This is a genomic window from Rhizobium sp. M10 (assembly GCF_002531955.1).
GTDB classification, from domain to species: domain Bacteria; phylum Pseudomonadota; class Alphaproteobacteria; order Rhizobiales; family Rhizobiaceae; genus Rhizobium; species Rhizobium etli_C.
In genome coordinates this window covers 1-17,514 of the sequence record NZ_NWTA01000004.1, presented here as the reverse complement: position 1 = coordinate 17,514, position 17,514 = coordinate 1, and the positions used below count along the sequence as shown (strand labels likewise).

Below are 17,514 nucleotides of genomic sequence, written 5' to 3'. Positions count from 1 at the left end.
GGCGGTTTTTTCATGGGTCGATCCGTCTCGCCGGCAATAACAGCCTTCGAAAGGAAACACCGATGAACAAGACCGACATCTATATCACCACCTCCATCCCTTATGTGAATGCCGCGCCGCATGTGGGCTTTGCCCTCGAACTCGTCCAGGCCGATGCCTATACCCGTCATCTCAGACTTCTCGGTCATGACGTCAGGTTCCAATGCGGGACCGATGACAACAGCCTGAAGAATGTCAGGGTCGCGGAAGCCGCGGGACTACAGGTGAGGGACTTCGTCAATGCCAACGCCGACAGGTTCGAGCGTCTTGGCGGCCGGCTCGATATCTCCAACCAGGAATTCGTCCGCACCTCCCGCGATCCAAGGCATGTCGCCTGTGTCCACGCCTTATGGCGGGCCTGCGCTGAAAAAGGCGACCTCTATCGCAAGGCCTATGAGGGCCTCTATTGCGTCAGCTGCGAGCAATTTTACGAGTCATCGGAACTCGATGACGGGCGCTGCCCGGAACATGGTATCGCTCTTGAGATCGTCCGTGAGGAGAACTGGTTCTTCCGTCTCTCCCGATACGGCGGCAGGCTCCTCGAACTCGTCGAGACCGGGGCGCTTCGCATCGTTCCAGCCCATCGGCGCAACGAAATGCTTGCCCTGGTGCGCCGTGGCCTGACCGACATCAGCGTGTCGCGCAGCGCAGAACGGGCGAGAGGCTGGGGCGTTCCGGTCCCCGATGGGGGTGGTCCCGATGCGGATGACGTTGTCTATGTCTGGTTCGACGCCCTTGCGAACTATCTCACGGGCCTGGGGCACGGATCCGATCAGACGCTTCTGCAGCGTTATTGGAATGGCGGAGAACGCATCCATATCGTCGGCAAGGGCATCTCCAAGTTCCACGCCATCTACTGGCCGGCCATCCTGCTGTCCGCCGGCCTGCCGCCGCCGTCGTCGATCCTCGTGCACGGCTACGTCACGGTGGATGGCAGGAAAATCGGGAAGTCGGCCGGCAATGGCATCGACCCGGAAAGCATCATCGACGCCTACGGAACGCCGGACGCGCTGCGATATTACCTGCTCCGGCACATACGCTCGGGAGACGATGGCGACTTCTCGGGCGAGCGTCTCGAAGCCGCATGGTCGGGAGAGCTCGCAGGCCAGCTCGGCAATCTCGCCAACCGGGTGCTTGCCCTTTTATATCAGTCGTTCGGCGGCATTGTACCGCCGGTGCCGGAGAACGAGTTCGTGCTGGAAGCTCACCGCCTTCCGGGGAAGGTGGCGCGGGCCTTCGATACCTACGAACTCCATGTCGGCCTCGCTGATATTTTCGAGTTTGTCGGTGAGGCGAACCGGCGGTTTACAAAAGGTGCACCATGGGCGGATGCGAAAACGCTGCTTGCCGATCCCGCTTCGGAGGATCGCAAAGCGACCACCGAACGTCTTGGCGCTTGCCTGGCCGAGCAGATCTACGGCCTTGCGACCGTTGCCCGCTGCCTCCTCCCGTTCCTGCCAGGCTCGGCCGCAACGCTGCATTCCAGGCTGGGAATACCGTCTCCTCGGCTTTATCGGGATCCCCTGATCGTGGCTGGTGTCAAGGCTGCCCCGCAAGCCGTGCTCTTTCCGCAAAGAGCGGCAGCTTGAACACCCCAGGGCGTGATACTCTGCGCTGCAGTGGCAGCAGCGCGGAGTCGGGGTGGCGGGGACAAGACAGGGCGTTTTGACGCGATCCCGGATGTCATAAAAGCTTCATATTAAAGCTATTGCGGAAATCGGGAAATAGTCTACAGTTTCTATCAGGAAACAAGATTTCCTGAAGCAAATGAAAGGAGACCGATTGGATTCATTTTTTCCGGATGCCATGCTCTTCGCATGTTTCGCCCTGGTTTTTGTCCTGATATTTGCGAGTGGCAGGCGCAGGTCAAAAAGCTCCGGCGATGGCGGGGGAGGCTGGTTCGACGCCTCGGACGACGGCGGCTGTGACGGCGGCGGCGACGGAGGTGGAGGAGACTAAATCAAACTGAAATCGATAGAATGCCCGACCGCCTCAAGGCGGTTTTTTGTTGCCTGTATTCCAAGCTTTACCTTGCTCGCAACAAGCCTTCCTTCCTCAATCCATCAGCATCGAGACGCAAAGCCTGCGCCGCAGGCAAGCGGGTCTTGGTGTGCCGCAAACGCAAATGGCCGCCTTCGGGTGAAGACGGCCACTGCATGTATTTGCGATCGAGGCGCCTTACGCGCGCGCCGGCAGCAGGGGATAGCCGACCATGACGGCCCGGCCGAGCAGAGCGGCGACGAAAGCCTTGATGACGTCGCCCGGAATGAAGGCCATCGACCCGACGAAGGCCTTGGTGAAGCCGAGACCGGCGCCGGTCGCGAGATAGGCGATGCCGAACGCATAGAGCACGACGATCCCGCCGGCCATGGCGGCGAGGAAGAAGCTCACCGTCTGCACCAGGCCGGATTGGCCGTGATTGACCAGGCGCTCGCTGAGATAACCGGTGACGAAGGCGCCGAAGATCCAGCCGACGAGGAAGCCTGCTGTCGGCGAGGCGAAGATGGCAAGGCCGCCGCGGCCGCCGGAAAGCACCGGCAGGCCGATGGCGACGAGCAGCAGCACGATCAGCACGGCAATCGCGCCGCGCCGGGCGCCGAGCACGACACCGGCCATCATGACGCCGAGCGATTGGGCGGTGATCGGCACCGGGATGAAGCCGAGCGAGATCGGCGGCAGCAGGCCGAGCGCCACGATGATCGCGGCAAAGAGGGCGGTAAGGACGAGGTCGCGGGTGCTCATCATGAACTCCGTGGTTAAAATTGGTTAACTTCCATGCCGTCGAATGCGGCGCGCGTCAATCGCGGCGGCGACATTATCCGCATCCCTGAGCGTCAGGATGATCAGCGGCGCCAGCAGGCTCGTCGGCCGGACCTTCAGCCCGCGCGCCTTGTGGGCCTCGCGGATCGCCCGGTAACGGCCGACAATCTCGGGCACGAAGCGCAGCACCAGCCCCAGCGCCAAGCCGATATCGTCGGCCTGCACGAAGCCGGTGCGTTCGAGCGGGCGGGCGAGCGCCGTCACCTCGTCGATGAAGGCGGCGATCGACGTCGTCGCCGTCACGGCGGCGGCAAGCAGCATCAGCGCCGTCAGCCGCAGCACCGGCACGAGTGCTGCCTGCCAGGGGTTGAAGAGCAGGTTGAAGAGCGCCACGACCGCGATCGTCAGGAAGACCGGCCGCAGCCGCCGCAGCCCCTCGCCGAGCGGCAGGCCGGTCGTGCGGTAGACAACCGCCGTCAGCAGCACGAAGCCGGAAAGCAGGGCGATATTCTGGCTGACGAACAGGACGACGCCGAAGACCGCAAGCGATACCAGCTTGACCCGCGGGGAAAGCCGGTGCATCGGGCTGTTGCCTTCGACATAAAGCGACTGCATCAGGCGGCGATCTCCCTGTAGCGGGCGATCGCTTCAGTCGCCGGCGCATCGGCGGCCAGCCGCCCTTCGTGAAACAGCAGCACCCGTTCGAAACCGGCGATCAGCTCCAGATCATGGGTGATGACGATGGCGCTTTCCGGCAACCCGGCGATAATCCGCTCGACCAGCGCCCGGTTCTTCAGATCGAGCTGGTTGGTCGGCTCGTCGAGGATGAGAATGCCGGGCCCGGTCACCAGCACCGAGCAGAGGGCCGCCACCTGCAGCTCGCCGCCGGACAGCTCGTGCGCCCGGCGATCGGCGAGCGCTTCGGCGCCGAAACGGGCGAGAATGCCCGCGACCTTCGCCTCGATCTCCGCCTTGCTGAGCCCGTGCCGCTTCAGCCCGAAGGCGATGTCGTCGCGGACGATTGGCAGGATGATCTGGTTCTGCGGCGTCTGGAAGATGAAGCCGACATCGGGGGCCGCCGCCTTCTCATCGGCCGTGTCGCGGCCGTTGACGGTGACGCGGCCGACCGTCGGCTTGGTCAGCCCGTTGATCAGCCGCGCAAACGTCGTCTTGCCCGAACCGTTGAGCCCGATGACGCCGATGCGTTTGCCGCTGATGCCGAGCGTCAGCGGCGCCAGCGCCACCCGCGTTCCGAAACTGACCCCGGCGCCTTCGAACTGAATATCCAAACCAAACCCTCGCATCGGCGACGCCGGAAAGCGCCTTCAATGGGCAGCTCCGCGGAGACCAGCCCCTCATCCGGCTGCCGCCACCTTCTCCCCGCAGGCGGGGAGAAGGGGATATGCCGCACCGTTTCCCTCTACCTCGACGCTGCGTTTGGCACGTCCCCTCTCCCCGCGAGCGGGGAGAGGGTTAGGGTGAGGGGCAGTCGCGGTCACCGGCGCCAACCTGACAGCAGTGCTTCTACAAAGAGCAAACCTCGCTGTCGACATCCGATAGCGATATCGGGTGGCTAGGAAGATTTTCCGCGGTATGATGCGTCCATGACGAATCTGCTCTCCAATGCCGACGCCCGCCGTGTCTTCCTTGCCAAGCAGGGATTGAGCACGCCACCGAACCGCGCCCTGACCAAATCAGGCCTGCTGCAGCTCATCCATGAGCTGGGTTTCGTCCAGGTCGACAGCATCCAGACGGTGGAGCGGGCGCATCATCAGATCCTGTTTTCCCGCAACCAGACCTATAGGCGCGAGCATCTGACGGCGCTGCTTGAACAGGAACGGGCGCTGTTCGAGCACTGGACGCACGACGCCTCGATCCTGCCGAGCGCTTTCTTCGTCTATTGGAAGCACAAGTTCCGCCACCAGGAAAAGGTCTTGATCGAGCGCTGGCGCAAATGGCGCGGCGAGGGTTTTGAGGCGGCCTTCGAGGAGACCTATGAGCGCGTCCGGCGCGACGGCGCGATCCTGGCCCGCGACGTCAAGGCCGATGGCCATGTCTCCGGCGGCTGGTGGAACTGGCATCCGAACAAGACGGCGCTCGAATATTTCTGGCATACTGGCAAATTCGCCATCGCCGGCCGCTCGAACTTCCAGAAGATCTACGATCTCACCGAGCGCGTCGTCCCCGGCCATTTCCGCGAGCCGGAGGTAAGCCGCGAGGAATTCATCGACTGGGCCTGCCGCAGTGCGCTCACCCGCCTCGGCTTCGCCACCCATGGAGAGATCGCCGCCTTCTGGAACCTCGTCTCGCCTGACGAAGCCAAGGCCTGGGTATCCGCCCATCGCGACGAACTGGCCGAAGTGCTGATCGAGCCGGCACTCGGGGCCAAGCCGCGGCCGTCCTGGGCCTTTGCCGATTTTCTCTCGACGCTCGACAGCTACCCGGCTGCCCCGCCGCGCATCCGCGTGCTCAGCCCCTTCGACCCGATGATCCGCGACCGCAACCGCACCGAACGCCTCTTCGGCTTCTTCTACCGCATCGAAGTCTTCGTGCCCGAGCCGAAGCGCGAATATGGCTATTACGTCTTCCCGCTCCTCGAAGGCGACCGGCTGATCGGCCGCATCGACATGAAGGCGGACCGGAAGAAATCGACGCTCGATGTCAGGCGGCTCTGGCTGGAGCCGGGGGTGAAGCCGTCGGCCGGACGGCTGGAGCGGCTGGAGGCGGAGCTGGAGCGCGTGGCGCGGTTTGCGGGGGTGGAGAAGGTGGTGTTGCTCGACGGGTGGAGAGGGTAAGCGAAGTCGTCCGATATAATCTTGCTTACCGAGGGACCGAGGCGTTGCCACGACGCCCCTTCTCCCCAGCGGGGAGAAGATGCCGGCAGGCAGATGAGGGGGTGAGCGGCAAAGCCGCGAATGCGCTGAGCGCAAGCGAAGGGCAGCATGGACGGTGTACCGTGCGGCCCCCTCATCCGACCCTTCGGGCCACTAACCGGGGTCGAGCCGCGGGTCTCGACCCGTCCTTCGGATCCCCGCTGGGGAGAAGGGGAGTACTCAGCAAATCTCCGTCTTGCTGATCTTGATGCCGAAACCTTCCAGGCCGACATAGTGGCGTTCGCGGCTGGTCAGCAGCTTGATCGAGCTGACGCCGAGGTCCTTGAGGATCTGGGCGCCGAGGCCGATTTCCAGCCATTCGCTTTCGCGGCTCTGCGCTTCGGCATGTGCCTCGCGGCCCTGGCTGCGGGCCTTGCGGCCGTTGTCGTAATGGCCGACGCCGACGGAGCCCTCACGCAGATAGACAATGACGCCGCGCCCCTCGGCGGCGATCTTCTCCATGTAGAAATCGACCGGGCTCTTCTTGCCGAACAGGTCCTCGGCGACATTTTCCGGATGCAGGCGCACCGGGATGTCGATGCCGTCGCGGATGTCGCCGAAGACGACGGCGAGATGCTGCATCGGGTCCCAGGGCAGGGCATAGGTATGGGCCTTGGCCTTGCCGAAGGCCGTGTCGATGTCGAAGCTCGCGCCGTGCTCGACCAGCGTTTCCTTGCGCTGGCGATAGGCGATGAGATCGGCGACGGAGACGAGCTTCAGCCCGTGCTTTTCGGCAAAATCGACCACCTGCGGCCCGCGCGTGACGGTGCCGTCATCGTTGACGAGTTCGGAGATGACGCCGATCGGCGGCAGGCCGGCGAGCCGGCAGAGGTCGACCGCCGCTTCCGTATGGCCGGAGCGCATCAGCACGCCGCCTTCGCGCGAAACCAGCGGGAAGATATGGCCGGGACGGACGAAATCGGCGGCCCCGACATTCGGATTGGCGAGGTTGCGCACCGTCAGCGTCCGGTCGTCGGCCGAGATGCCGGTCGTCGTGCCATGCTTGAAATCGACCGAGACGGTGAAGGCCGTCGTATGAGCCGAATCGTTTTCCGCCACCATGGCGTTGAGGTTGAGGCGCTTGGCCTCTTCCTTCGGCATCGGCGCGCAGACGATGCCGGAGGTGTGGCGGACGATGAAAGCCATTTTTTCCGGCGTGGTGTGCACGGCGGCGACGATCAGGTCGCCTTCGTTCTCGCGGTCATCGTCGTCCATGACGACGACGATTTCGCCGGCCTCGAAGGCCCTGATGGCGTCGACGACGCGTTTCTGATCGTAAGACATGGACGCTCCTATTTCAGACGGCCGGTCTGGCCGCGGTCGCGAAGATAATGATCGGCGATGGCGCAGGCGACCATCGCCTCGCCGATCGGCACGGCGCGAATGCCGACGCAGGGGTCGTGCCGGCCCTTGGTGCGGACATCGACATTCTTGCCGTCGGCGTCGATCGACTGGCGTTCGGTCAGGATCGAGGAGGTCGGCTTGACGGCGAAACGCGCCACTACAGGCTGCCCGGTCGAGATCCCGCCAAGAATACCGCCGGCATTGTTGGAAAGAAAGATCGGCGTGCCGTCATTGCCTATGCGCATCTCGTCGGCATTGTCTTCGCCCGATGTTTCGGCGGCGGCAAAACCGTTGCCGATCTCCACGCCCTTGACGGCGTTGATCGACATCAGCAGCGAGGCGATGTCCTGGTCGAGCTTGGCATAGATCGGCGCGCCGAGGCCGGCGGGCACGCCCTCGGCGATCACTTCGATGACCGCGCCGATCGAGGAGCCGGCCTTGCGGATGCCGTCGAGATACTCCTCCCAGACCGGGACGATCGACGCATCGGGGGAGAAGAACGGGTTCTGCCCGACCTGGTCCCAATCCCAGTTGCGCCGGTCGATCTTGTGTTTGCCGATCTGCACCAGCGCGCCGCGCACGGTCACGCCGGGCACGACCAGGCGGGCGATGCCGCCGGCTGCCACGCGCGCGGCGGTTTCGCGCGCCGAGGAGCGGCCGCCGCCGCGATAATCGCGGATGCCGTATTTCAGGTCATAGGTATAGTCGGCATGGCCGGGGCGGTATTGCCGGGCGATCTCGCCATAATCCTTCGAACGCTGGTCGGTGTTTTCGATCAGCATCGAGATCGGCGTGCCTGTCGTCGTCATCGTCTCGCCGTCGGCATCCAGCATGACGCCTGACAGCACCTTCACCAGGTCGTCCTCGCGCCGCTGTGTGACGAAGCGGGATTGGCCCGGCTTGCGCTTGTCGAGCCAGACCTGGAGATCGGCGAGCTTGAAGCGCAGCCCCGGAGGGCAGCCGTCGACGACGCAGCCGAGCGCCGGACCATGGCTTTCGCCCCAGGTGGTTACGCGGAAGAGGTGACCGAATGTATTGTGCGACATGTGTTCCCACGGTGGCGCCAGGGCCGGTCGCCGCCGGCCGCGCCATTGCTTGAAAAAGGCGCGACACTCATAGGCCAAAAAGCCGCCGGGGCAAAAGCCTTTCTTTGCGCCAAACCGGCTGCTGCCGAAATCCTGTTTCCCTCCTTGGCAACAGGACGGCCGTCACGAAGCCAGCCGCCATCCGGTTCCGGTCGCCTCGGCGGTGAAATCGTCGAAGGAGAGCGCCGGCGAGAAGGCGTAGCCCTGCAGGATATCGCAGTCGAGATCGCGCAGCAGGGCGGCATGCGCTGCCGTCTCCACGCCTTCGGCCACCGTCTCGACGCCGAGCGAACGGGCAATGTCGATGATCGAGCTGACCAGCGCCCGCTCCTGCGACGCGCCGATGATCGGCTGCACCAGCTGGCGGTCGATCTTCAGCCGCTTGGGCTTCAGCTTCAGCAGGCTGACGATCGAGGTATGGCCGGTGCCGAAATCGTCGATCTCGATATCGATGCCGAGCGCCTTGATGCGTTCGAGGTTCTGCGAGACCACGTCCTCGCTCTCGTCGAGGAAGATCGATTCCACCAGTTCAAAGGAAAGTTCCCCAGGGCGGATATGCAGGTCGGCGAGCGATTCCAGCAGGCTGCCGTCATGCAGCCGGCGAGCGGAAACATTGACGGAAACCTTGGGAACGGCAATGCCCAGCGCCGTCCAGCGCATCTTGTCGCGCAGCGCCGTTTCCAGCACGATCCGGTCGAGCGTCTGCACGACATTGATCTCGTCGGCGATGCGCAGGAACTTGTCGGGCGCAAGCCACCCCTTGGACGGATGTTTCCAGCGCACCAGCGCTTCGACGCCGGTCAGTTCCATCGTCCGGGCCGAGAATTGCGGCTGATACCAGGCGGTGAATTCGCCGTTGTCGATGCCGGCAAGGATCTCGTCGGCCGTGCGCTTGGTGTTGATGATATCGGCCTGGAGATTGTGATTGAAGAATTCGAAGCGGTTGCGGCCGGTGCTCTTGGCACGGTAGAGCGCGATGTCGGCATTGATCAGCACCTTGCGCGCATCGATATGGATGCCGTTGGCGAGCGCGATGCCGATCGACACGCCGCAGCGGCAGGAAAAGCCCTGGAAATCGATCGGCTGACGCATCTCCTCGACGATCCGCGTCGCAAGCTCGGCCATCTCCTTGTCGCCGACATCGCCGGCGAGGATGACGAATTCGTCGCCGCCGATGCGCGCGACGAGATCGCTGCCGCGGACATTCTTGGCGAGCACCTTCGAGGCATGCACCAGCATCGCATCGCCGGCCGCATGGCCGAGCGTGTCGTTGATATCCTTGAAGCGGTCGAGATCGATGTGCAGGATCGAGAATTTCTGCCGCTGCCGGCGCCCGTCATGGGTCAGGTTTTCGAGCGCGATGTCGAGCTTGCGGCGGTTGGCGAGCGCGGTCAGCGGATCATGCAGCGAATTGTGCTCGATCCTGTCCTTGGCAAGCTCGAGCTCGATATTCTTGGCGACGGCTTCGTCCTTGGCGGCCTTGAGCCGGATCGTCATCAGCATGTCTTCGGTGGCGTCGAAGGCAATGCCCATGATCTTCATCTCGCCGGAAGCCGTCTGGTGGAGTTTGCCGACCGAGCGGACATAGCGCACCGAGCCGTCGTCGACGATCACGCGGCAGACGAGGGTATGCGTATCGCCGCTTCGCTTGAAGTGACGCGCGCTTTCGAGCGCCAGCCCCCGATCCTCCGGGTGGATGCGGGAAAGCCAGATTTCCTCCGTCATGAAGCCGTTGCGCGGCGCCAGCCCGTATAGCTCGTGCATTCGCTCGTTCCAGATCGAGCCGCCCCGGTCGGGCCGCGCCTCCCATATGCCGCAGCGATAGGAATTGAGCGCAAGATCGAGCCGGCTGGAAATCTCGGCGAGCTGTCCCTCGCGGCTCGAAAGCTCTTCAAGCGCCAGCTCCAGCTCGGCGTTCTTGACCTCGCTCACATCCCTGGCCTTGCGCAACGCCTCGGTCGCCTCCGCATCGGCGGTCACGTCCCAGACGATGCCGATCGTCTTGCCGGCGCCGCCGGCATCCCTGTAGAGCGCCCCGACTGAGCGCAGATGCCGGATGCCGCCGTCGGCGAGCATGATGCGGTACTGCGCCGTGCAGGCAGCACCCGCGATGCTGCAGCTGAAGAAATGCACTTCGGCGATCTCACGATCCTCAGGCAGGATCGCCGCCAGCCATTCGTCGAGCGGCCGGCTTCCTTCCTCCGCCGGCTTGCCGTGCAGGGCGGCGGCGCACGCATCCCAGAGCAGGCTGGTCGAATGGTCCTGCAGCTCCCAGATGCCGATATTGGAGGATTCGAGCGCCAGGTTGAGGCGCTGCGACACTTCCATCAGTTTTGCCTCGCGCGTCTCCAGCTCGGCGATGTTGCGATTGCGTTCGCCGAGCAGCAGCGTCGCAAGGAAGATCGGGACGATGATGATGCAGCCGGCGGCAAAGACGATCAGCCGCAACTCCGTCCGGTTTTCCGGTATTGCGGTCCAGCCGTCGTTCGGGACGGCGGAAAGCTCCCACTTGCCGCCGGCAAAGCTGATCTGGCGGCGGATCGGATCCTTGTCGTCGGTGCCGGCCGAACCGAAGAACGGCGCCGGACGATCGGCTTTCCCGGCCAGCGGGCCGATATCCCGGACGGCGATCGAAAGGTGGTCGAGATTGGGAAAGCGCTCCTGGTTTTCACGGTCGCGCGCCGGCATCAGCCCGGTCGCCTCGTAAAACATCTTCCGGTCGATGGTCGCCTCCACCGCGCCCCAGAGGCGCCGCTGGCCGTTTTCCTTGACGAAGACAGGAAAGAAGACAGCAAAGACGTCCCGGCCGCCGGTCCGGATCGGGCCGTAGAAGCGGGCCGACTGATCGCCGGCTGCGCGCGTCATCGCCTTTTGCGAGAAGAGGACCTCACGCACGTCGCGGCCGATCCGCTCATTGCCGGCTTGCGTCGGATAGATGTCGCTGATGATGAAATCGGGCGCGACGGCGATATGAACGAAAGCCGGGTTCTGGATCAGCAGCCAGTTGATCTGGCGCTCCATCTCCGCCTTGTTTGCCGTGCCGTTGACGGAGGTCAGGTTGGCGAGATCGCGGACGACGCTGAGATCCATGTTGATCTCGGCCGCCACCCGGGCGCGCAACAGGTTCATTTCGCTTTCGGTGCGGATATGAAGTTCGCGCACATCAGAGGCAGTATTGGCCCGATCGAGGGCGAAGCCGACCATGGTGACGATGACGGCGACGAACGACGAAACCAGAAACGAGACGCGGGTATTCTTCAACACGCGCCGAAACTGCTTGCCGTCGCCGAACCTGGATAGCAAAATGAGACCCTCATATTCCCGGTAACTTTAGGAGGCAGGGGTTAATTTACGATTGCCTGTTTTCGATGCTGAAAACTGCGGGAGGGTGGGAAAGGCGTGGTTAACGCGGCATCTTGATTATATTTAAAATCCTATTCATCAATTGGGCGGGAAAAGCCATCCTTACGGGCAATTTTCGCCATATTCAGGAGCTTATCTGTGGCCAGTGTTCTCGTGCAGCGTTTCAAAAGGATTGTTGCCATGCGTTTCGTCGTCGCCACGCTTTTGGCCACAGCAAGTTTCCTGTCGCCGATGAGCGGCTTTGCCGAGAGCGCCGATGTCGAGGCGACGATCAAGAAGGTCGATACGGCCAATCTCGTGCTGACGCTCGACGACGGCAAGACCTATCAGGCACCTGAGGAATTCAACTTCGACGGCCTCGAAGCCGGCGTCAAAGTGATCGTCTTCTACACCGAAGTCGACGGCAAGCGCGTCATCAACGATCTCGACATCGTCAAATAGGCGCCTAACGCCGAGATCGGCGTATAAAATTCACTTTCATTCAATTCTGATCGAAACGCGGTGACGACCTACAGCCAGACGATCGTCCGGTCATTGGTGTCGATCCTGACGATCTGGTCCTGCGGAATGCCGCCTTCGGCCGCGCTGCTCTTCGGCAGGTCGGCGATCATCTGGAAAAGCGTGCGGATGACGCCGCCATGGGTGACGCAGACCGTTGGGCGGTCGACGGAGCGCAGCCATGCGCCGGTGCGCCAGGAGAGGATCTCATAGCTTTCCGCATCGTCGCCGGGTGGGATGAAATCCCATTTCGAGGCATTGCGTTCGGCCACCCGCTCGCGTTGCGTCGCCTTCAGCTCCTTGAGCGTCGAACCCTCCCAATCGCCGAAGGAGATCTCCACCAGCCGGGGATCGGTGCGATAGGCAAGCGGCGGCAGTCCCATGGCGGCACGCATGATTTCCATAGTCGCGCGCGTGCGCCCGAGCGGGCTGGCGACGAAATCGAACGCGCCGACCGTCTCGCCGAGAATCTCAGCCAACGCAATGCCGTTTCGCCGGGCCTGTTCCAGGCCCGTGGCGTTCATCGCGATGTCTTTCTGACCCTGCAGGCGGCGCTCGGCATTCCAGTCCGTCTGACCGTGTCTGATCACATAGATAAGCACGGTCCAGACTCCGGAGGCATTAGTCCTTGACGACCGAAATATCCGGCGCGTCGACCGCCTTCATGCCGATGACATGATAGCCGCTGTCGGCGTGGTGCACTTCGCCGGTGACGGAGCGCGACAGGTCGGACAGCAGATAGAGGCCGACATCGCCGACTTCTTCGATGGTGACGGTGCGCCGCAGCGGGGCGTTATATTCGTTCCACTTCAGAATGTAGCGGAAATCGCCGATGCCGGAGGCGGCGAGCGTCTTGATCGGTCCGGCCGAAACGGCGTTGACGCGGATGTTCTGCGGCCCGAGGTCGACGGCGAGATATTTGACGCTGGCTTCGAGCGCGGCCTTGGCGACACCCATGACGTTATAGTTCGGCATCACCTTCTCGGCGCCGTAATAGGTCAGCGTCAGCATCGAGCCGCCTTCCGTCATCAGCTTCTCGGCGCGGCGTGCGACCGAGGTGAAGGAATAGACGGAGATCTGCATAGTCTTGGTGAAATTGTCGGGCGAGGTGTCGATATAGCGGCCGGTCAGCTCGTCCTTGTCGGAAAAGCCGATCGCATGCACGAGAAAATCGATCTTGCCCCACAGCTTTTCGACATTTTCGAAAACGGCGTCGATGGTGGCTTCGTCGGCGACGTCGCAGTGGCCGACCAGCGTCGCTTCGATTTCGGCGGCGAGCGGCTCGACACGCTTCTTCAGCGCATCGCCCTGATAGGTGAGCGCAACTTCTCCGCCCTGCGCATGAATGGCCTTGGCAATACCCCACGCAATCGAACGATTGTTGGCGACACCCATGATGACGCCGCGTTTGCCTGCCATGAGGCCGGATGCTTGAGCCATATTTCGCTCCCTAGGATTCTGATCGATCCTGCCTATGGCATAGGCCGTTAATCGGTTCAAGCTTGGCCTGGATCATCAACTGTTAGGGATCGTAACAAAGGGTGCGAATGTCGTAAAAATTTCACAGAAACAGGCCTTCGCGCATGCTGCGCATGAGATCGGTGATCTTGTCGTCGGGTTTTTCCCACAGGATGATGCGCAATTCGACGACGAGATCGCCTCTGCTGCCGTCTTCCCGCGGCAATCCCTGGCCGGAAATCCGGATCGTCTTGTCCGAGCCCGACCAGGCGGGAACGGTGATATCAAGCGGCCCGGCCGGTCCGTCGATGCGCGCCTCGGTGCCGAGCACGGCGTTTTCGATGCTGAGCGGCAGCACGGCGTGCAGGTCGAAACCGTCGACGGTGAAGCGCGGATCGGGGGCGATGCGGATATTGACGACGGCGTCGCCGCGCTGCATGCCCGGCAGCTTGAAGCCCTGTCCCTTGAGCCGGATCTCGTGACCATCCGTCGTGCCCGCCGGCAAGGCGAAGCCGATTTCGCGACCCTCCGGCAGCGCTGCGGTGATCCAGCCGCTCTTCAGCACGTCGTCGATCGTCACCGTCGCCGTCGTCACCTCGTCAGGCGCTTTTTCGAGGCCGGTATCCTTGGCGCCGGTGAAACGGCGCACCAGCGATGTCAGAATGCTGAGCGGCAGCGACAGGTTGGCGCCGGCATTGTTTGATGCCTCGCCGGTTTCCTCCTCGGCTTCGGCGGCGTCGCCATCGGCGCGCCTGCCCGCTTCGGCCTGTGTCTGCCCCTGCGTCTGCTGATTGTGGGTCTGCTGATATTGGGTTTGCTGATTCTGGGCGTGCTGGGCGCGACCCTGCGCCTGGCCGCCGGCCGCAGCGCGGGCCTGCGCGCCGAAAATGCGCTCCGCCATCTCCTCGGCGCCTTCGCCGGCGGCCGCCTGCTGCCTGGAGCCTTCGGCCGCGGCGTTCTGGGCAGCCCGGGCAAGCTCTTCCATCACCCGCTCGGCATTGGCCTGGGCCGCCTTGGCGCGGGCTGCAGCCTCGCGCGCGGCCTGGCGCTGCTGCATGATCGTCTGTTCATGCTTCTTGGCTTCCGCCATGCGTACGGCATTGTCGAACAGGCTGCGTTTGCGCGGATCCTTCAGCGTTTCATAGGCGCGGCCGATCTCGGCGAATCGGGCCGTCGCCGTCGGATCATCCTGATTGTGGTCGGGATGCGCGGCCTTGGCCATGTTGCGCCAGGCCGCCTTGATCTCGTCCGCCGCCGCGTCGCGCTTGACGCCCAGAATTTTGTAAGGATCGCGCATGTCAAAACCGCCGGTGTTGCGATGCGGGCGCCTGTCCTTGCCCGGCATCCCCGCCCAATATCAAAGTCCAATATCAACGCCGTGAGGCGCCACCGGCCGCAAAGGCAGGGGGAGCCACTCTCAACGCCGATCGTGCGGCCGAGTTGCTAATCACTTCTTATTTCTGTGGAGGGATGCGGAGTGTTTCGCCGCAAATGGTTAGCTCTTTGCTAAGCATTCGCCGCAAAGCCGCCGGCCGTTAACCTGTCCGCGCCGAATCGGTTGTCCCCCCGGGGATCGATTCCCCGCGGGGATAATCCCCGCCGGATCAATTCCCCGCGAGGGATCAGCTTTCCCGCCGGATTAGCTTTCCCGCCGGATCAGCTCTCCGGCTGGAAGCTCAGAAGCTGCCAGTTGCCGCCGCCGACGAGGCAGGTCTTGCCGTAGAATTTGGCGATGCCGACATAGGAGTGCCGGGTAGTGCGGAACTGTCGGCAGACCTGGCCCGCCTCATTGTTTTCGACGATCGTATCGATGACGCCGGCGCTGCCGGTCGATGCATTCGCCCAGGGAAGCGGCTGGCCTTCGAGCCTGTTCACATCGGCCGACGTCACGGCGTTGCGCACCGTCATCTCGTCAGAGAGCGTGTCGGTGCTCGGCGGCGGCTGTGGCACCGTGCCTGTTGCCACCGACCGGTCGACCTTGGCTTCGCTCAAGAAATCCATGCCGCCGCCAACGCAACCGGAAAGCGACAGCATTGCGGCGCCGATGACCAGGAAGGCGCTGCTGCGTTGCCGCAGACCCTTTGTATGGCGATATGACTTTGCTATGACTTCCACCCTGCATCCTGTCCAGTTATGAAAAGCTGGGCGAATTTTGAACAATCCGGGGCATTTGAACCAATATGTCGGCAAACGAGTTAACAAGCGGTGACTTTACCGAAAGTGGCGAACCCTTCAAGCTCTTTGCCGAGTGGCTGAAGGAGGCGGAGGCCTCGGAACCGAACGACCCGAATGCCGTGGCACTGGCAACGGTCGATGAAGATGGCCTTCCCAATGTCCGCATGGTTCTCCTGAAGGGATTCGATGATGACGGTTTCGTCTTCTACACCAATTTCGAGAGCCGGAAAGGTCTCGAAATCTTGGGGCAGAGGAAAGCCGCCATGTGTTTCCACTGGAAAAGCCTGCGCCGCCAGGTGCGGCTGCGCGGCCCTGTCGAGATCGTGAGCGACGCCGAAGCCGACGCCTATTTCAAGACGCGGGCGCGCGGCAGCCGCATCGGCGCCTGGGCCTCAAGGCAGTCCCGCCCGCTCGAAAGTCGTTTCGCGCTGGAGAAGGCGGTGGCCGAATATACCGCCCGTTATGCCCTCGGCGACATTCCCCGCCCAGCCCACTGGTCTGGCTTCCGCATCCGGCCGACCTCGATCGAATTCTGGAAGGATCAGGCATTCCGCCTGCATGACCGCATCGAATTCCGCCGGCCCATGCCGGTCGGAGCGTGGGAAAAGGTGCGGATGTATCCGTGATCGGCTTACCTGCGCATCAGCCGCAGCGGAATGCCGGAGGCAAGCGCCGAGACGTAGCGTCGCTTCTGGTAGAAGCCGTTCAGCGACATGCGCGGGAGACAACCGGTTTTTCCCGCCGCCGGCAGTCCCGGCTGGGTGGTGACCGCGACCGAAAAGCCGAGCCGGCCGGCAAGCGCCGCCTCGCGGCCGGTCGCTGCCTCCGGCGTGCCGTAGGGATAGGCGATCGTGACGGGACGGATGCCGGTCACCGCCTCGAGGTAATCGCCCGAAACTTCCATCTCGATTCGCGCCTCGGCTTCCGGCAGGCGGGCGAGTGCCCGATGGCTGATCGTATGAGCGCCGAGTGCGGCGAGCGGGTGCTGCGCGAGCCATTGCAGTTGCGCCGGCCCCATCACCAGCTCGCGCACGATATCGGTCGGCTCGATGCCGTTGTCCCGCGCCAGCATATCGAGGGCGGCAACGGCGCGCGCCTCGTCGGAGCGGTGGATATAGGCCGCGAAGCGGTCGAAGGCGTCCCATTGCTGTTGCGGGTTCTCGAGCGCCAGCCGCTCGCTGCCGCGGCCGAAATCGAAGCGGATTTCGCCTGCCTGACGCAGGAGAACGGCGAGCGTCTCCCACCAGATGCTGTGGGAGCCCTCGGCAAAGCCCTTGGTGACGAACACCGTGAACGGCGTCCGATGCCGCTCGAACACCGGCAGCGCATGCTCCAGATTGTTGGTGTAGCCGTCGTCGAGCGTAAAGGCCGCAAACGGCCTGCCGCCCTCGGGCTCGGCCAACAGCGCCGGCAGCTCGTCGAGCGGGACGAAGCGATAGCCCTCCCGCTTGAGCCGCCTGAGCGCCGCGTCGAGAAAGTCAGGCGTGATTTCGAGATGTGCGTTCGGCGCGAAGGATTGGGCGACGTGCGGGCGGACGTGATGCAGCGTGAAGATGACGCCGCGCCCGCGCGCCTGCCGCATCAGCCCGGCCGCGGCGATCAACCAGGATGCCTCGAGCCCGGCGCCGATCGCCGCGCGTTTTGCCAGTCGCTTCAATTGTCCCGTCATGCGCCGCCCATTGCCTTTTGCGGCAGACTAGAGCCTTTCCTGGTTAGATTGAAGCATTCTGTTGGCTCAAACGGAGTCGGATGGTCGACCGGCCGGCGCGCGTCGTAGCCCAGCTCTACGGCCAAGCCGGCCGGTCGATCAGCCGGCCCGTTCAGCCAACCCGAAGGGCCGGGCATCTTTGCGCCAGGATCAGAGGCGATCGGCTCGGACGTACCAAGGGGTATGCCCATCGCCAATCGCCTCTGCCCTG

General features: G+C 63.4%; 15 protein-coding genes. 4 read left to right on the top strand and 11 right to left on the bottom strand.

All coding sequences use genetic code 11. The annotated features are described in order from the left end of the window. The first annotated feature begins 62 nt into the window (after nucleotides 1–62). Nucleotides 63–1,628 carry a methionine--tRNA ligase gene (gene metG, locus CO671_RS07775; RefSeq protein ID WP_097605459.1) on the top strand — a complete coding sequence of 522 codons (1,566 nt, stop codon included), beginning with the start codon at nucleotides 63–65 and terminating at the stop codon, nucleotides 1,626–1,628. Nucleotides 1,629–2,217: 589 nt separating this feature from the next. Here the strand turns inward: metG and CO671_RS07765 are convergent. From CO671_RS07765 to CO671_RS07755, 3 genes are read right to left on the bottom strand one after another with little or no spacing between them, the layout of a single operon-like run. Then, on the bottom strand, nucleotides 2,218–2,781 hold the full coding sequence (locus tag CO671_RS07765; RefSeq protein WP_097605725.1) for a biotin transporter BioY: 564 nt from the start codon (nucleotides 2,779–2,781) through the stop codon (nucleotides 2,218–2,220). 24 nt (nucleotides 2,782–2,805) lie between these two features. After that, a complete protein-coding gene (locus tag CO671_RS07760; protein ID WP_010034205.1) occupies nucleotides 2,806–3,414 on the bottom strand; it encodes an energy-coupling factor transporter transmembrane protein EcfT in 609 nt (202 codons plus the stop codon). Further along, nucleotides 3,414–4,088, bottom strand: coding sequence for an ABC transporter ATP-binding protein (locus CO671_RS07755; protein ID WP_010034209.1), 675 nt, complete (start codon nucleotides 4,086–4,088; stop codon nucleotides 3,414–3,416). The genes CO671_RS07760 and CO671_RS07755 overlap by 1 nt, the downstream gene beginning before the upstream one ends. Before the next feature lie 315 nt (nucleotides 4,089–4,403). Here CO671_RS07755 and CO671_RS07750 point away from each other — a divergent pair, with 315 nt between their 5' ends. Then, nucleotides 4,404–5,594 carry a winged helix-turn-helix domain-containing protein gene (locus CO671_RS07750; RefSeq protein ID WP_097605457.1) on the top strand — a complete coding sequence of 397 codons (1,191 nt, stop codon included), beginning with the start codon at nucleotides 4,404–4,406 and terminating at the stop codon, nucleotides 5,592–5,594. 258 nt (nucleotides 5,595–5,852) lie between these two features. Here the strand turns inward: CO671_RS07750 and ribB are convergent, their stop codons facing one another. The 3 genes from ribB to CO671_RS07735 form a co-directional block, all read right to left on the bottom strand. Beyond that, nucleotides 5,853–6,956 carry a 3,4-dihydroxy-2-butanone-4-phosphate synthase gene (ribB, locus tag CO671_RS07745; RefSeq protein ID WP_097579968.1) on the bottom strand — a complete coding sequence of 368 codons (1,104 nt, stop codon included), beginning with the start codon at nucleotides 6,954–6,956 and terminating at the stop codon, nucleotides 5,853–5,855. Between the two features lie 8 nt (nucleotides 6,957–6,964). Further along, entirely contained in the window at nucleotides 6,965–8,062 is a 1,098-nt protein-coding gene (gene aroC, locus CO671_RS07740) for a chorismate synthase (protein ID WP_097605456.1), read from the bottom strand. Nucleotides 8,063–8,224: 162 nt separating this feature from the next. Next, nucleotides 8,225–11,404 carry an EAL domain-containing protein gene (locus CO671_RS07735; protein WP_097605455.1) on the bottom strand — a complete coding sequence of 1,060 codons (3,180 nt, stop codon included), beginning with the start codon at nucleotides 11,402–11,404 and terminating at the stop codon, nucleotides 8,225–8,227. A gap of 240 nt (nucleotides 11,405–11,644) precedes the next feature. On the opposite strand from CO671_RS07735, the gene CO671_RS07730 reads away from it, so the two are divergent. Next, complete coding sequence (locus CO671_RS07730) at nucleotides 11,645–11,905, top strand: DUF1344 domain-containing protein (RefSeq protein WP_003569889.1); 261 nt, start codon at nucleotides 11,645–11,647, stop codon at nucleotides 11,903–11,905. A gap of 68 nt (nucleotides 11,906–11,973) precedes the next feature. Here CO671_RS07730 and CO671_RS07725 read toward each other — a convergent pair whose 3' ends face one another. From CO671_RS07725 to CO671_RS07710, 4 genes are all read right to left on the bottom strand, one after another. Beyond that, a complete protein-coding gene (locus CO671_RS07725) occupies nucleotides 11,974–12,564 on the bottom strand; it encodes a histidine phosphatase family protein (protein WP_097605454.1) in 591 nt (196 codons plus the stop codon). Nucleotides 12,565–12,583: 19 nt separating this feature from the next. Beyond that, a complete protein-coding gene (gene fabI / locus CO671_RS07720; RefSeq protein ID WP_097605453.1) occupies nucleotides 12,584–13,402 on the bottom strand; it encodes an enoyl-ACP reductase FabI in 819 nt (272 codons plus the stop codon). 121 nt (nucleotides 13,403–13,523) lie between these two features. Beyond that, nucleotides 13,524–14,717, bottom strand: a complete 1,194-nt coding sequence (locus CO671_RS07715; protein ID WP_097605724.1) for a DnaJ C-terminal domain-containing protein — start codon at nucleotides 14,715–14,717, stop codon at nucleotides 13,524–13,526. Between the two features lie 359 nt (nucleotides 14,718–15,076). Next, nucleotides 15,077–15,535 (bottom strand): RT0821/Lpp0805 family surface protein, encoded by a 459-nt coding sequence (locus tag CO671_RS07710; protein ID WP_097605452.1) that lies wholly within the window; start codon nucleotides 15,533–15,535, stop codon nucleotides 15,077–15,079. A gap of 65 nt (nucleotides 15,536–15,600) precedes the next feature. Here CO671_RS07710 and pdxH point away from each other — a divergent pair, with 65 nt between their 5' ends. Beyond that, nucleotides 15,601–16,221: a pyridoxamine 5'-phosphate oxidase gene (gene pdxH / locus CO671_RS07705; RefSeq protein WP_097605451.1), complete on the top strand. Its 621-nt coding sequence runs from the start codon at nucleotides 15,601–15,603 to the stop codon at nucleotides 16,219–16,221. Nucleotides 16,222–16,226: 5 nt separating this feature from the next. Here the strand turns inward: pdxH and CO671_RS07700 are convergent, their stop codons facing one another. Further along, nucleotides 16,227–17,264 carry a polysaccharide deacetylase family protein gene (locus CO671_RS07700; protein WP_097605450.1) on the bottom strand — a complete coding sequence of 346 codons (1,038 nt, stop codon included), beginning with the start codon at nucleotides 17,262–17,264 and terminating at the stop codon, nucleotides 16,227–16,229. Nucleotides 17,265–17,514: the final 250 nt, after the last annotated feature.

Excerpts from the sequence above, each read along its gene's own strand:
- CO671_RS07765 (WP_097605725.1), bottom strand. The coding sequence starts at position 2,781 with ATGAGCACCCGCGACCTCGTCCTTACCGCCCTCTTTGCCGCGATCATC.
- ribB (WP_097579968.1), bottom strand. The coding sequence starts at position 6,956 with ATGTCTTACGATCAGAAACGCGTCGTCGACGCCATCAGGGCCTTCGAG.
- CO671_RS07750 (WP_097605457.1), top strand. The coding sequence starts at position 4,404 with ATGACGAATCTGCTCTCCAATGCCGACGCCCGCCGTGTCTTCCTTGCC.
- pdxH (WP_097605451.1), top strand. The coding sequence starts at position 15,601 with ATGTCGGCAAACGAGTTAACAAGCGGTGACTTTACCGAAAGTGGCGAA.
- aroC (WP_097605456.1), bottom strand. The coding sequence starts at position 8,062 with ATGTCGCACAATACATTCGGTCACCTCTTCCGCGTAACCACCTGGGGC.
- CO671_RS07715 (WP_097605724.1), bottom strand. The coding sequence starts at position 14,717 with ATGCGCGATCCTTACAAAATTCTGGGCGTCAAGCGCGACGCGGCGGCG.
- CO671_RS07760 (WP_010034205.1), bottom strand. The coding sequence starts at position 3,414 with ATGCAGTCGCTTTATGTCGAAGGCAACAGCCCGATGCACCGGCTTTCC.
- CO671_RS07700 (WP_097605450.1), bottom strand. The coding sequence starts at position 17,264 with ATGACGGGACAATTGAAGCGACTGGCAAAACGCGCGGCGATCGGCGCC.
- fabI (WP_097605453.1), bottom strand. The coding sequence starts at position 13,402 with ATGGCTCAAGCATCCGGCCTCATGGCAGGCAAACGCGGCGTCATCATG.
- CO671_RS07730 (WP_003569889.1), top strand. The coding sequence starts at position 11,645 with ATGCGTTTCGTCGTCGCCACGCTTTTGGCCACAGCAAGTTTCCTGTCG.
- metG (WP_097605459.1), top strand. The coding sequence starts at position 63 with ATGAACAAGACCGACATCTATATCACCACCTCCATCCCTTATGTGAAT.